The sequence below is a fragment of the Bradyrhizobium sp. HKCCYLS3013 genome, assembly GCF_051167615.1.
GTDB lineage: Bacteria > Pseudomonadota > Alphaproteobacteria > Rhizobiales > Xanthobacteraceae > Bradyrhizobium.
The window spans coordinates 277,133-290,790 of record NZ_JBNPTK010000005.1 but is presented as its reverse complement, the minus strand read 5'-3'; the positions used below and the strand labels follow the sequence as shown (position 1 = coordinate 290,790).

General features: G+C 66.9%; 11 protein-coding genes. 4 read left to right on the top strand and 7 right to left on the bottom strand.

Features of this window, described 5'->3' with window-relative positions; all coding sequences use genetic code 11:
• Positions 1–60: 60 nt before the first annotated feature.
• The 3 genes from ACQR1F_RS12270 to ACQR1F_RS12260 are packed head-to-tail and all read right to left on the bottom strand — an operon-like array spanning position 61 to position 3,605.
• Positions 61–978: an ABC transporter permease gene (locus ACQR1F_RS12270; protein ID WP_434913101.1), complete on the bottom strand. Its 918-nt coding sequence runs from the start codon at positions 976–978 to the stop codon at positions 61–63.
• Complete coding sequence (locus tag ACQR1F_RS12265; RefSeq protein ID WP_434913100.1) at positions 965–2,056, bottom strand: ABC transporter permease; 1,092 nt, start codon at positions 2,054–2,056, stop codon at positions 965–967. Before ACQR1F_RS12265 ends, ACQR1F_RS12270 begins: the two co-directional genes overlap by 14 nt.
• The gene (locus ACQR1F_RS12260; RefSeq protein WP_434913099.1) at positions 2,040–3,605 is read right to left on the bottom strand and encodes an ABC transporter ATP-binding protein; all 1,566 of its coding nucleotides are present in this window, start codon (positions 3,603–3,605) and stop codon (positions 2,040–2,042) included. Before ACQR1F_RS12260 ends, ACQR1F_RS12265 begins: the two co-directional genes overlap by 17 nt.
• A 580-nt stretch (positions 3,606–4,185) precedes the next feature.
• Between ACQR1F_RS12260 and ACQR1F_RS12255 the strand changes: the two genes are divergently transcribed.
• Positions 4,186–5,307: a hypothetical protein gene (locus tag ACQR1F_RS12255; RefSeq protein ID WP_434913098.1), complete on the top strand. Its 1,122-nt coding sequence runs from the start codon at positions 4,186–4,188 to the stop codon at positions 5,305–5,307.
• Between the two features lie 52 nt (positions 5,308–5,359).
• Here the strand turns inward: ACQR1F_RS12255 and ACQR1F_RS12250 are convergent, their stop codons facing one another.
• A complete protein-coding gene (locus ACQR1F_RS12250; RefSeq protein WP_434913097.1) occupies positions 5,360–5,881 on the bottom strand; it encodes a nucleoside deaminase in 522 nt (173 codons plus the stop codon).
• A 124-nt stretch (positions 5,882–6,005) separates the two neighbouring features.
• Here ACQR1F_RS12250 and ACQR1F_RS12245 point away from each other — a divergent pair, with 124 nt between their 5' ends.
• Complete coding sequence (locus ACQR1F_RS12245; protein ID WP_315804408.1) at positions 6,006–6,968, top strand: cation diffusion facilitator family transporter; 963 nt, start codon at positions 6,006–6,008, stop codon at positions 6,966–6,968.
• A 90-nt stretch (positions 6,969–7,058) separates the two neighbouring features.
• On the opposite strand, the gene ACQR1F_RS12240 is transcribed toward ACQR1F_RS12245, so the two are convergent.
• Entirely contained in the window at positions 7,059–8,195 is a 1,137-nt protein-coding gene (locus ACQR1F_RS12240; protein WP_434913096.1) for an MFS transporter, read from the bottom strand.
• 32 nt (positions 8,196–8,227) lie between these two features.
• Complete coding sequence (locus tag ACQR1F_RS12235) at positions 8,228–9,001, bottom strand: DeoR/GlpR family DNA-binding transcription regulator (RefSeq protein ID WP_434913095.1); 774 nt, start codon at positions 8,999–9,001, stop codon at positions 8,228–8,230.
• Positions 9,002–9,123: 122 nt separating this feature from the next.
• On the opposite strand from ACQR1F_RS12235, the gene ACQR1F_RS12230 reads away from it, so the two are divergent.
• Both ACQR1F_RS12230 and ACQR1F_RS12225 read left to right on the top strand, forming a co-directional pair.
• Positions 9,124–10,062 (top strand): 2-dehydro-3-deoxygalactonokinase, encoded by a 939-nt coding sequence (locus ACQR1F_RS12230; RefSeq protein ID WP_316177896.1) that lies wholly within the window; start codon positions 9,124–9,126, stop codon positions 10,060–10,062.
• Positions 10,059–10,700, top strand: a complete 642-nt coding sequence (locus ACQR1F_RS12225) for a 2-dehydro-3-deoxy-6-phosphogalactonate aldolase (protein WP_434913094.1) — start codon at positions 10,059–10,061, stop codon at positions 10,698–10,700. Before ACQR1F_RS12230 ends, ACQR1F_RS12225 begins: the two co-directional genes overlap by 4 nt.
• A gap of 186 nt (positions 10,701–10,886) precedes the next feature.
• Here ACQR1F_RS12225 and ACQR1F_RS12220 read toward each other — a convergent pair whose 3' ends face one another.
• On the bottom strand, positions 10,887–13,541 hold the full coding sequence (locus tag ACQR1F_RS12220; protein WP_434913093.1) for an alpha/beta hydrolase fold domain-containing protein: 2,655 nt from the start codon (positions 13,539–13,541) through the stop codon (positions 10,887–10,889).
• Positions 13,542–13,658: the final 117 nt, after the last annotated feature.

The window sequence follows — 13,658 nt, the reverse complement described above, 5'->3', positions numbered from 1 at the left end:
GGGGGGAAACCTCGTGAGCCAGAGCGCCGCGCCCCATCGCTGGCGCTCCGGATGATTGCTTCAGCGATCCGGCACGAACACCGTCCCCAGCGCCGCCGGCGCAGTGGAGCCGCCGGTGCGGGTGCGCGACAGCAGCACCAGCACGATCACCGTGGCGAGATAGGGCAGCGCCGACATGAACTGCGAGGGGATGCCCACGCCCGCACCCTGCGCATGGAGCTGCAGGATCGTCACCGCGCCGAACAGATAGGCGCCGACGACAAGGCGGCCCGGTCGCCAGGATGCGAACACGACCAGCGCCAGCGCGATCCAGCCGCGTCCCGCGGTCATGCCGGGAATGAAGAAAGGCGTATAGGCCAGCGGCAGATAGGCGCCGGCGAGCCCGGCGCAGCCGCCGCCGAACAGCACCGCGAGCAAACGGATGCGCAGCACGGGATAGCCGAGCGCGTGGGCGGAGACATGGTTGTCGCCGCAGGCGCGCAGCACCAGGCCGGCACGGGTGCGGTACAGGAACCACCAGACGGCGATGATCAGCGCGAGCGACAGATAGACGAACGCGTCCTCGCCGAACAGGATGCGGCCGACCAGCGGAATGTCGCTGAGACCGGGAATGGAGAGGTGCGGCGCGGTGCCGATGCGCTCGCCGACGAAGCGCGCGCCGATCAGGCCGGACAGACCGATGCCGAGGATGGTCAGCGCGAGGCCCGTGGCCACCTGATTGACGGCGAGGCCGAGGGTCATGAAGGCGAAGATCAGTGACATCAGCATGCCGGCGACGATGCCGCACAATGCGCCGACGACGATCGAGCCGGACAGCCAGGCCCCGCCGAAGCCGCAGGCCGCGCCGACGATCATCATGCCCTCGACGCCGAGGTTGAGCACGCCCGAGCGCTCGGTGACCAGCTCACCGGTGGCCGCCAGCAGCAGCGGCGTCGATGCGGCGAGCACCGACAGGATGATTGCTTCAACCAGCACCACTTTGCACCTGCCGCGCGGCGAAGACGAGCTTGAAACGGTAGAGGATGAGGGAATCGCAGGCGAGCACGTAGAACAGCAGGATGCCCTGGAACACCTTGGTCACATCGAGTGGAATCTTCATCGTGATCTGGGCCTGCTCGCCGCCAATGAACGTCAATGCGAGGAAGAGCCCTGCAATGAATATTCCAACTGGATTGAGCCGCCCCAGGAAGGCCACGATGATCGCGGTGAAGCCATAGCCCGGCGAGATGCCTGGTTGCAGATGTCCGATGGGGCCCGCCACCTCGATGATCCCTGCGAGACCGGCCAATGCGCCGGACACCGCGAATGTCAGGAGGATGAGCTGGTTGGCGTTGAAGCCGCCGAAGCGTGCCGCGCGGGGGGCCGCGCCGACGACGCGGATCTCGAACCCCTTGATGGTGCGCTCGAGCAGCACGGAGGCGCCTGCAACGACGAGCAGCGCGATGACGCTGCCGAGATGCAGGCGTCCGCCCTCGATCAGCACCGGCACGGTGGCGACCGGGTCGAACTCCGCCGTGGTGGGGAAGTTGAAGCCGGCGGGATCGCGCCAGGGGCCGCGGACGAGATAGTCGAGCAGGAGATCGGCGACATAGACCAGCATCAGGCTTGTGAGGATCTCGCTGGCGCCGAACTTGACGCGGCACAGCGCCGGGATCAGCGCGTAGAGGGCGCCGGCTGCGGCGCCTGCGACCAGCATCGCCGGCAGCACCCAATGTCCGGCCTCGGTGCCTTGCGTCTTGACCGCGATCCAGCTGCCGGCAACGGCGCCGATCAGGAACTGGCCTTCGGCGCCGATGTTCCAGGCGTTGGCGAGGTAGCACAGCGACAGACCGATCGCGATCATCACCAATGGCGTCGCTTTCACCGCGATCTCCTGCAGCGAATAGCCGTCGGTGAGCGGCGCGACGAAGTAGACGCCGAGCGCGGTGATCGGGTTCTTGCCGAGCACGGCGAACAGCACGCTCATCGTGACGAGTGTCAGTCCGATCGCGATCAGCGGTGAAACCAGCGCGATGGTGCGCGAACGCTCGGCGCGCTTCTCAAGCACGAGCTGCATGCGCCGCCTCCTTCTCGAGACTGGCGCCGCCCATCAACAGGCCGAGCCTCTCCCGCATGGCCTCGGCGCGCGGCAGCGCCTCCGACAAGTGTCCATGAAACATCACCGCGATGCGGTCGGCGATCTCGATCAGTTCGTCGAGGTCCTGGCTGGTGACGAGGACGGCAGCGCCGGCGCTGGCGAGATCGATCAGCGCCTGGCGGATGATCGCGGCGGCGCCGGCGTCGACGCCCCAGGTCGGCTGGTTGACGACCAGCACCGCCGGCGTGCGCAGGATCTCGCGGCCGACGACGAACTTCTGCAGGTTGCCGCCGGACAGGCTCGCCGCTTCCGGATCCCGCTTGGCCTTGCGGACGTCGAATGTCTCGGTCGTCAGATCGACCGTCCGCAACGTCGCGGCCGCGTTGATGAAGCCGTGCCGGACCATGTCGCTCGCGGCGTGTCCGGTCAGCAGCGCGTTCTCGGACAGCCGCATCCGCGGCGCGGTGCCGTGCCCCAGCCGCTCCTCCGGCACGAACGCCGCGCCCATCTTGCGCCGTTGGGTGATCGAGAGATTCCCGCAGGCGAGGCCGTCGATGATGATCGTGCCGGGCTCCTTGACGAGGCGTTCGCCGGACAGCGCAGCGAACAGCTCGTCCTGGCCGTTGCCGGCGACACCGGCGATGCCGAGGATCTCTCCGCCCTTCAGCTCGAAGGAAATGTTCTTGAGAGCCACGCCATGAAGCTCGCCCGGGGCGAGGGTGAGATCATTGACGACCAGACGCGGCACGGTGGTGTGCCGCTCGGCCGGCGGCTTCACCTCCTTGATCTCGGTGCCCACCATCATGCGGGCCAGCGAGGCAGCCGTCTCCAGCTTCGGATTGCAGGTCGCGACCTTCCGGCCGCCGCGAAGGATGGTGGCGGTGTCGCACAGCCGCTTCACCTCTTCCAGCTTGTGGCTGATGTAGAGAACAGCGCGGCCTTCCGCTTTCAGGCGCTCCAGGACGACGAACAGTTGGTCGGCCTCCTGCGGCGTCAGCACGGCGGTGGGCTCGTCCAGGATCAGGAATTTCGGATTCTGCATCAGCGCGCGCACGATCTCGATGCGCTGCCGCTCGCCGACCGACAATTGCCATACCTCGCGCTTCGGATCCAGCGGCAGGCCATAATCGCGCGCGACATCCGCGAGCCGCGCCGACATGGCCTTGAACGGCTCCTTGCCGTCGAGCCCGAGCGCCACGTTCTCGGCCACGGTGAGGTTGTCGAACAGAGAGAAATGCTGAAACACCATGCCGATGCCGAGGGATCGCGCTTCGGCCGGGCCGGACAGCTGGACCGGCTCACCCTGCCAGCGCAACTCGCCGGCGCTCGGCTGCACCAGTCCATAGATCGTCTTCACCAGGGTCGATTTCCCCGCACCGTTCTCGCCGAGCAGGGCGTGAATCTCGCGTGGCCGGATCTCGATGTCGATCTTGTCGTTGGCAACGAAGTCGCCATAGCGCTTGGTCAATCCGACCGTCTGCAGGAGCGGAGGCGTAGATTTCGGATCGACCGGCGCTGGGTCAGGCATTTGCTGCGTCATGGGGCAGGGGGAATGAAGCTGCCTCAATTGTGATCTAATTTGCCGCGGCGCGTAAGAGGCGAAAAGCGCCATCCTTTGCCCAACTCTTGTCCAACGGTTCATCCGCGGAGACCGGCGAATGCAGCGCGCCGTCGGTTGCAGGCATCGCAGGCCGCAATCGAGTCGAGCGCAGCGCCCCATGACGTTCTGTGGCACTTCTGCGACACTGGCCGGGAAATCGATCCGGTCGCAGCAGGCTGCACGTTGGATGAGCAGCGTCATGCAATGCGCGTCCAATGGCGCGCTTGCGCTCACGGGTGATCGCGAAATCGTGCGAGAGGCCAGGCGACGCTTTTCGGAAAAACTTCAGCAATGTGAAGCAGCAAGATCGTGATCCGGGAGCGTCGCGGCCGCGGCCAATCGTCCCATGGTCGCGCCCGCGACCGCCACCGTCGACGCCGCAATACGGCATAACCTTGATCAAACTGCGGGCAAGTCCTGGAGAAAGTTGAGGCTTCTCCGGCCGGTGGAACGGCGCAACTGTGCATGCAAGTCGGGAATCTGCGCTTGTCAACTGGGGGTGTTCGGAATGTCGTTTCGTCAACTAATTGCGGCGGCCGTCGCGCTGGGCGCGGTCGCACTGACGTCAGTCGGTGTCGCTGGGGCCGCTGATCTGCCCGCCAAGGCGGTCGCGAAAAAGGCTCCGGCCGAGGTGCCGTTCTTCCTCGTCGTCGACAATCGCGTCAGCTACTCCTACATCTTCGATGCCAGCCAGCCTGGTGCATGGAGCGTGAACGGCAACGGCACATTCAACGCCAAGACCGCCAAGCAGGTCTACTCGTTCACCCATTTCGACGTCTGGGGCTACGGCACCAACTTCTTCACGATCTCGCTGTTCAAGTCGGACCACAACGATCCCGCCGGGCCGTGCACGCAGACCGGCGGCATCGTCTCGCCCAACGCCGGCTTCGCGTTCACGCCGGCGAGCTGCGCCGGCGCGACCGAGATCTACGGCCTGTTCCGCTCGACCTTCGGCTGGAATCAGATATTCAACACCAAGGCCTTCACCATGGGCCCGCTGCAGAACATCTCGTTCGAGGTGGGCATGGATGCCAACACGGAGAATCGCTATTTCGGCGCCGCCAAGCGCGACGTGGTGGCCGGCCTGCAGTTCGCGTTCAACCTGCCCTACAAGGGCTATTTCAACGTCGCTCCCCTGATGTATTGGGAGTTCGCCAACCACAACTCGTTCTCACAGTGCGGCGCCGGCTGGTCGAACCCCTGCATTACTGACGGCAATACCTCGTTCAAGCCGACCTGGGCGGTCGAGACCAACTACTACATGGATCTCGGTTTCCTGCCCGAGAGCATGCAGTTCTTCTCGATCTCGGGCCGCGCCGGCTGGTACGGCAAGAAGGGCACCGATACCGAGCCGCTCCCGGCGAGCGTCGCGAACGGCGTCTATCCGACGAAGGTCGAGTTCAACTCCGAGCCGATCCGCCTGACCTTCGACGCGTCGAAGGCGATGTGGGGCGAGAAGCAGAGCCACATGATCGACGTCTGGGTGGCCTATCGCTACTGGCAGAACAAGTTCGGCCTCGACCACAACAATGCGGTCGGCTGTTCCGTCGCCGGCGTCGGCGGCACCCGCGTCGCCACGGGCGCCTGCACCGAGTCGTCGCTGTATTCAGGCGTGACCGTGAAGTTCTGATATCGACCGAGCCACGCAAGCAGGCGCCGCGCCTCCGGTCGCGGCGCCTGCTTCATTTGTCCCAGGCTCCCTCATGCAGCGCCGCGGCTTCGTCCTCCAGCAGGGGGCCGACGACTTCGGTCGCACGCTGGCCGCTCGCGAACACGTCGCGGCAGGGCAGGTCGAGGGTCGGGTTCTCCGGATGATTGCCGGTGAGGTCGCGCAGCCGCCGTTCGCTCAGCCCATAGACCACGCGTCCGATGCCCGCCCAGTAGATCGCGCCCGCGCACATCGCGCATGGCTCTGCCGACGAATACAGCGTGGCAGCCGCTCTGATTTCGGGCGAAATCGAAATGCAGGCCTGGGTCGCGGCCAGCCGCTCGGCATGCGCGGTGGCGTCATGTGCCGGCATATAGCCGTTCTCGGCCTCGATCAGAACGCGGCCGTCGGCCGCGATGAGCACCGCTCCGAACGGATGATTGCCGTTGGACGTCGCACGGCGCGCGATGGCGAAGCTGTGGCGCAGGTAATTTGCGTCTCGGTCTTCTGTATCGGCCTGCCCCTGTCCGTCTCTTGCCTGATCTGCCGGTCCCATCGCCACTCTGCTCCGTTGCGGGTCGGGGGATCCTGCGCCGGCGCGGAGACGTCCGCAACCGCGGGAACCGATGGCCCGCGGCTCGCGTTTCCCGGCGCACGAGTGCGGAGAGCGGGCAGGCGACATGGCGGCAAACGCGGATTCCAGGGTGGCCGTCTATGCGGCGCTTGCCGGCAATCTGCTCGTGGCCTGCACCAAGATCGCCGCGGCGATCTGGACCGGCAGCTCGGCCATGATGAGCGAGGCGATCCACTCCGTCGTCGACACCTCGAACGAGCTCCTGCTGCTCTACGGCTTTCATCGCGCGAGCCGTCCGCCCGACCGACGGCATCCGCTCGGGCATGGTCGTGAGCTCTACTTCTGGAGCTTCATCGTTGCGCTGCTCTTGTTCGCGCTCGGCGCCGGCGTCTCGCTGTACGAAGGCGTCGCGCATCTGATGCATCCGCTGCCGATCGAAGACCCGACGGTGAACTACATCGTGCTCGCGCTCTCATTCGTCTTCGAGGCTGGGTCCTGGTGGGTGGCGGTGCGACGCTTTCGTGCGGCTGCCCCGGGTCTCTCCTACCTCGAGGCATTCAGGCGCAGCAAGGACCCGCCGGCCTTCATGGTCGTGTTCGAAGACACCGCGGCCCTGATCGGCATCGTCATCGCTGCTGCTGCCATGGCCGCGGCCGTCGCCTTCGATCAGCCGGCATGGGACGGCATCGGGTCCATCCTGATCGGCGTGCTGCTTGCGGTGACCTCGATGGTGCTCGCGCGGGAGAGCAAGAGCCTCCTGATCGGCGAGCCCGCGGATCCCGAGCTGGCGCGTTCGATCCTCGACATCGCGCGCAGGAGGCAAAGCGTCAAGTCGGCCAACGGGCTGCTCACGGTGCAGCTGTCGCCGCAGCAGGTCGTCGTCGCGCTGAGCATCGAGTTTGCGGACGATCAGCGCGCCGACGACATCGAGCGGGCCGTCGTGGCGATCGAAAGCGAGCTGAGGGCGCGGCATCCGATCGTCGCGGCGCTGTTCGTCAAGCCGCAGACCGGCGCCCGCTATCAGGAAATGCGTGAGAGCCTGCTGCAAGATGGTTCGGCTTCGGCGTGAGATTGGCGGCTCAGCGGTCAGACGTCGCCGTTTCGTGCAGGCGAATGGTCGAGCCATGAGATGCTGGAGCCTGAGCCGCGCACAGCGCTCCTAGGGCGGTGTCCGCGCGGCCAGCGGTGCGCTCAAGAGTACGATCACCAGCAGCGCGGCCAACATCCAGAACGCGGCCGGGAGGCTCGCGGCCGCGGCGACGAACCCGATGCCGGCCGGTCCGAGCAGCACGCCGGAGTAGCCTGCGGTGGTGACGGCAGCGACGGCCAGCCCGACCGGCATCGCGGTCTGCGCCCCGGCCCGGCGGAACAACACCGGGACCAGGTTCGACGCGCCGAGGCCGATCAGCGCAAAGCCGGCCATGGCGGCAGCAACCAAGGGAGCCGTGAGCAGCAGGACGAAGCCGGCGATCGCGATCGCGCTGCCCCCCAGCAGCGTTGCGCGATCACCGATCCGGGCAACCACGGCATCCCCGACGAGGCGTCCGGCGGTCATTGCGATCGAGAACATGATGTAGCCCAGTCCGGCCTGTGCGGCCGGCAGGCGCCCGGAACCGGCGAGCAGCAGCGCGCTCCAGTCGAGCATCGCGCCTTCGACCAGGAACATGATCGCCGCGAGCGCTGCCAGCAGCAGCACCGCGCCATGGGGAAGCACGAGCAGAGGCCCCGTTTGCGCGGGCTTGCTCGCCATCAGTCGTGGGGCAGCGACGATCATCGCGGCCAAGGCGAGTGCGCAGCAGGCCAGCGTGCCGAGCAGCGGCGCGACGTCGAACGCAAGCAGCGCGGTCATGACGCCGGAGCCCGCGAAGCCGCCGATGCTGAACTGGGCATGGAAACCCGACATCAGCGGACGCTCGCTCAGCCGCTCGACGTCGATCGCCTGGATGTTCACGGCGACGTCGAGCGAGCCCAGCGCCGCTCCGAAGGCGAACAATGCGAGCGCAAGCGTCGCTGGCGTTGCGGCGATCGCCAGCAGCGGCAGGAACAGCGCGAGAGCGATGCCGCTGACGACGACGACCGGCTTGCTGCCATAGCGGGCGCTCAGCAGTCCGGCGGCCAGCATCGATGCGACCGAGCCCACGCCGAGCGAGAGCAGCAGCAGGCCGAGCGTCGCATCGTCGACGCCGAGCCGCTGCTTGGCAAACGGCACCAGCGGTGCCCAGCAGGCGATGCCAAAGCCGGCGACGAAAAAGGCCAGGCGGGTCGCGAGCCGCGCCGCGCTGTGATCAGAACTCATTTGGAAGATTCCTGACTTTCTGAAAGGCGCTGTCACACCGGCGGAGCGGCCGTCACGATGGTCGCTCCCGCCCGTTTGAGCAGGGCAAGTCGAGCCGCCGGCGCATCATGCTCGACGGTGAGCTGGTTGATCGTCTTGGCGCCGGCGACACGGTGAGGCGCTCGGGTCTCGAGCTTCTCGTTGGTGACCATTGCGACGCTGACGCGGCTCAGCGACAGCAGCGTCCGCTTGAACGCTGCGTCGGTCGGATCAATCGCGCTGATGCCGCCTTGCGCCGACACGGCGCAGGCGCCGACGAAGCAGCGGTCGATGTTCAAGCGCTGCATCTGCATGAGGGCGTCGGCGTCGACACAGCCGCCGACTGCGGGGTGAACGGAGCCGCCGATCATGATCAGTTGCAGGTCCTGCCGATGCAGCACGGTTGCGGCAATGTCGATGGCGTTGGTTGCGACGGTGAGATCGAAATCATCGGGCAGGACCTCAGCGAGCGCGAGGTTGGTGCTGCCACTATCGAGGAAAAGAAATTCGCCACGCGCGATGCCGCGGGCGGCCGTCCGGGCGAGCGCCAGCTTGCGGTCGCGGTCCTGGCCGATCCGGGCAGCCATCGGGGTCATGCCGCCGGCGATCGGCAAGGCGCCGCCATACACCCGGCGGCAGCGTCCTTCGGCGGCAAGCGCGCGAAGATCGCGCCGGATCGCATCCTCGGAGACGCCGAATTCATGGGCCAGGGCGGCCGCGATGACCGCGTGCCCTGTAGCGAGGCGGCCGGCGATCTGGTCGCGACGCGCCAGTGGAAGGTCTGACATGCCTCCTCATATCGGGCAGAAACAAGAATAACAACGTGTATAATCGTGCACGATGCAATTTGTTGTTTGCGCGGCCAGCCGGGCATGTCATTGCCAGATGTCGAACTGTTCGGGAGCAGGACGTGACCGCCGTCGATTCGTCAGCAACGCCGGCCTTTGTCGCCGTCGACTGGGGCACCTCCAGTTTCCGTGCCTGGCTGATGGCAGGAGACGGCACGGAGCAGGCGGAGAGCCGTGGTGGCGAGGGCATGCTGCATTGCGCGACATCGGGCTTTGCGCCGGTGCTGCGCGATCATCTGGCGCAGCTCGGCGCGCCGGCCGATGTTCCGGTGCTGATCTGCGGCATGGCCGGCGCCCGGCAAGGCTGGGTCGAGGCGCCGTATCTGCACACGCCGACCCGGCTGGAGGCGTTGCACGCCGGCGCGATCGGCGTCGACACCGAGGGCGACGTCAGGATTCTGCCGGGGCTGGCGCAGGCCCGTGCAGATCAGCCGGACGTGATGCGCGGCGAGGAAACCCAGCTGCTCGGCGTCACCGAGCCTGACTTCACCGGGATCGTCTGTATTCCGGGCACGCACAGCAAATGGATCCGGATCGATGCCGGCGCTGTGATCGATTTTGCCACCTACATGACTGGCGAGCTGTTCGCTGTCGTCTCTCAGCATAGCATTTTGATGCACGCCGTCGAACCGGAAGCCTCGACCGTCGCGCACGACGCGGCATTCCGCGAGAGCCTTGCGGCGGCGCTTGCCGCGCCGACGTCACTGACCAATGCGCTGTTCCGGCTCCGCGCAGCCCAGCTCCTCAATTTCGAGCAGCGGTCCGACGGGGCTGCGAGGCTCTCCGGGCTTCTGATCGGCAGCGAGATCGCCGACGCGCGGGTGCGGTTCGGCGCCGAGCTTCCGCTGCGGTTGATCGGAGCGGGCCGGCTCGGCCGTCTCTACTGCGCGGCGCTGGCGGCTGCTGATTTCGACGTGAACGAATGTGATGCCGAGCAGGCGTCCCGGCGCGGCCTGGTCAAGGCCGCGCGGCAGATCTGGGGAGCGCGTTTCCGACCATGACAAAGTCCGTTGCGTGGCCGCACGTCAAGCGGTCGCTCGTCGCGATCCTGCGCGGCATCAAACCCGACGAGTCCGAGGCCGTCGTCGATGTCCTGATCGAAGCCGGTTTCGAGCTGATCGAGGTTCCCCTCAACTCGCCGGAACCGTTCGCCTCGATCGAGCGTCTCGCCGCCCGGTTCGGCAAGCACTGCCTGATCGGTGCAGGGACGGTCGTCAATGCCGCAGATTGCGTGCGGGTCGCGGAGGCCGGCGGGCGTCTGATGGTCAGCCCCAACGTCGACGTCGAAGTGCTGGCGACCGCGCAGGCCTATGACATGGTGACCATGCCCGGGGTGTTCACGCCGAGCGAAGCGTTTCTCGCGCTGCGCTGCGGCGCCTCGGCCCTGAAATTTTTTCCTGCCTCAGTGCTCGGTCCGTCGGGAATTGCCGCGCAGCTTGCCGTCCTGCCGAAGGGCGTCGTGGTCGGCGCCGTCGGCGGCGTATCGGACAGCAATCTCGCCTCCTATGCTGCAGCCGGTGTGCGGGCCTTCGGACTGGGCTCGAGCCTGTACAAGCCGGGCATGAGCGCGAGTGATGTACGGCAGACCGCCGCCGCTTCGGTGCGTGCCTATGACGAGGCCATCGCAGCCGCGGGCTGAGTTGGTCCACGCTCCGTGATGGTCTCGTGCTGCTGTCCGACGAGCGTCGCGACCGCCTTCGTCACCGTAACGGCCGGCTGGTTGTCTCGGTGACGGCGTGGACGATCCGGCGCAAGCTGCGCGTCGTGGCAACGGCCCGCAAAGTTGCGGGCCATTGCGATATGGCTCGGCCGCAGGCTCCGCGCGTCAGCTGGCGGCGGCGTTGATCTCCGGCGATTCGCCTTCCTCCGCAGACTGGGTGAACGCCTGCAGCGCGTCGGCCATCTGCATGCGGCCGCCGACGCCGGTGATCACGACGTCGACCATCGTGAACGACGAATGGAAGTGGCCGTGGGCCTTGAGCTGCCCGACCGGCACGCCGGCGGCGGCGAGCGCTTCCGCATAGGCGACACCCTCGTCGCGCAGCGGATCGAACTCGCAGGTGACGATGTAGGCCGGCGGCAGGCCGTTGAGCTGACCACGCAGCGGCGACACCCGTGGATCGGTACGATCCGCCGGCGAGCAATAGATGTCCCAGAACCAGAACATCAGCCCGCGCGTCAGGAAGTAGCCGGCGGCATTCTCGGCGTAGGACGGCCGATCGAAGCTGCAATCGGTCACCGGGCAGACCAGCAGCTGCCCGCCGATCGCAGGTCCACCGCGATCCCGCGCGAGCTGGCAGGTTACGGCTGCGATGTTGCCGCCGGCGCTCCAGCCGGCGACCAGCACCGGCCCGTCGCGTCCGCCGAGCTCGGCGGCGTGCTCGGACACCCACTTCGCCGCTGCATAGCCGTCCTCGGCCGCCGCCGGGAAGCGGTGCTCGGGCGCGTGGCGGTAATTCACGCTGACGAAGATCATGTTGGAGCGGCGGCACATGTCGCGGCAGAACGGATCGTCCGACTGCTCGTCGCCGAGCACCCAGCCGCCGCCATGGAAATACACGACGATCGGATGCGGCCCGGGCGTGGCCGGACGGTAGAGGCGGTAGGCAAGAGGGCCCTCGGCGCCTTGCAGAGTGCCGTCCTTGACCTCGCCCACGGGGCGGCCCGGCGGTCGGGCCTTGTTGAATTCGGCGACGAAGTCGCGTGCGCCTTGCGCGCCCATCGATTCGATCGGCGGCAGGTTCATCTCGGTGAGCATGTTCAGCACCAGCCGCACATCCGGCTGCAGCTTCACGATCTCGCCGTCGTTGCACTGGCTCGCACCGTTCGGGCCCGTGAGCTTGAAGCCGAGCATGCCGCGGCTGACGACCTCGTTGCAGATGCCGCGATAGGGCCCGACGCCGCCGGTGTATGGCATCAGCGTCTGCGGCTTGCCCGGCACGTTGGCGCCTGTGTACCAGGTGTTGGCGAGCCGGTGCAGCGTGACCGTCGAGCAGTCCGCCATGTGGCGCATCCAGCCGGCCTGCGCGGTCTCGGTCGGCTCGATGGTGGTGAAGCCGGCGTCGCGCATCGCGGCGAGACGATCGACCACGAAGTCGACGTGCTGCTCGATCGACACCGCCATGTTCGACAGCACCGATGGACTACCGGGACCGGTGATCAGGAACAGGTTGGGGAAGCCGGCGACCGTCAATCCAAGATAGCTCTCCGGGCCATCAGCCCAGCTGTCGTCGAGCGACTTGCCGCCACGGCCCTTGATCGGATGCACCGCGCGGATCGCGCCGGTCATGGCATCGAAGCCGGTCGCGAACACGATGACGTCGATGTCGAAGCTGCGCTTGTCGGTCTTGATGCCATTGGATGTGATGGATGCGATCGGCTCCTTGCGCAGGTTCACCAGCGTCACGTTCGGACGGTTGAACGTCGCGTAGTAGTTCGTGTCCAGACATGGACGCTTGGCGCCGAACGGGTGATCGTGCGGCGTGAGCGCCTCGGCCGTCTCGGGATCCTTGACGATCTCGCGGATCTTCTCGCGGATGAGATCGGCGAGCAGCGCGTTGCCGTCGGCATCGACGCCCTGGTCGGCCCAGAGCTGCGTCAGCATGCCGACGAGATCGCCGGAGGCCCACATCTTCTCGAAGCGCTCGCGGCGCTCGGCCTCGCTCAGCGCCCAGCTGAACTCGGTGGCCGGCGGGATCGGCACGCCGGTCATCGACCAGCGTGCCTGCTCGCGCAGCCCCTTGCGATCCTCCGCGAGCTGCGCGGCGCGATCGGCCGGGAGCGGACCGTTATGCGCCGGCAGCGCGAAATTCGGCGTGCGCTGGAACACCGTGAGCTGCGCGGCCTGCTCGGCGATGATCGGGATCGACTGGATGCCGGACGAGCCGGTGCCGATCACGGCCACGCGCCTGCCGCGGAGGTCCACGCCATCATGCGGCCAGCGGCTGGTGAAGTAGATCTCGCCCTTGAAGTCGTGCACGCCGTCGATCTCCGGCGGCTTCGGCTGCGACAGGCAGCCGGTCGCCATGATGTAGTGGCGGCAGGACACGGCAGGGCCGTGGTCGGTCGTCAGCAGCCAGCGCTCCCTGGCCTCATCCCAGGCGGCGCCGAGCACGCGGGTGCCGAAGCGGATGTCGCGGCGCAGATCGTAGCGATCGGCGACGAAGCCGAGATAGCGCAGGATCTCCGGCTGGGTGGCGTATTTCTCCGACCACTGCCAGGCCTTTTCGAGCTCGGGATCGAAGGTGTAGCTGTAGTCGACGGTCTGGATGTCGCAGCGCGCGCCGGGATAGCGGTTCCAGTACCAGGTGCCGCCGACGTCGTTGGCCGTATCCAGAGCCACGGTCGAGAAGCCCGCCTTGCGCAGGCGGTGCAGCAGATAAAGCCCCGCAAATCCGGCACCCACGACGGCGACATCGACCGTCTGCGTTTCACCGCCCGACACCTCCGACGCGCGTGTCTCGACAATCCCGTCTGACATGCTGACCTCCCGATGATTTTGTGATTGGCGGAAAGGCTAGCTCTGCTCGCATGGTTTGTCAGCAGCCAAAACAACGATCTGCGGTTGTTGCAGTGCGGACCGTGCAGCGCCGCAGGT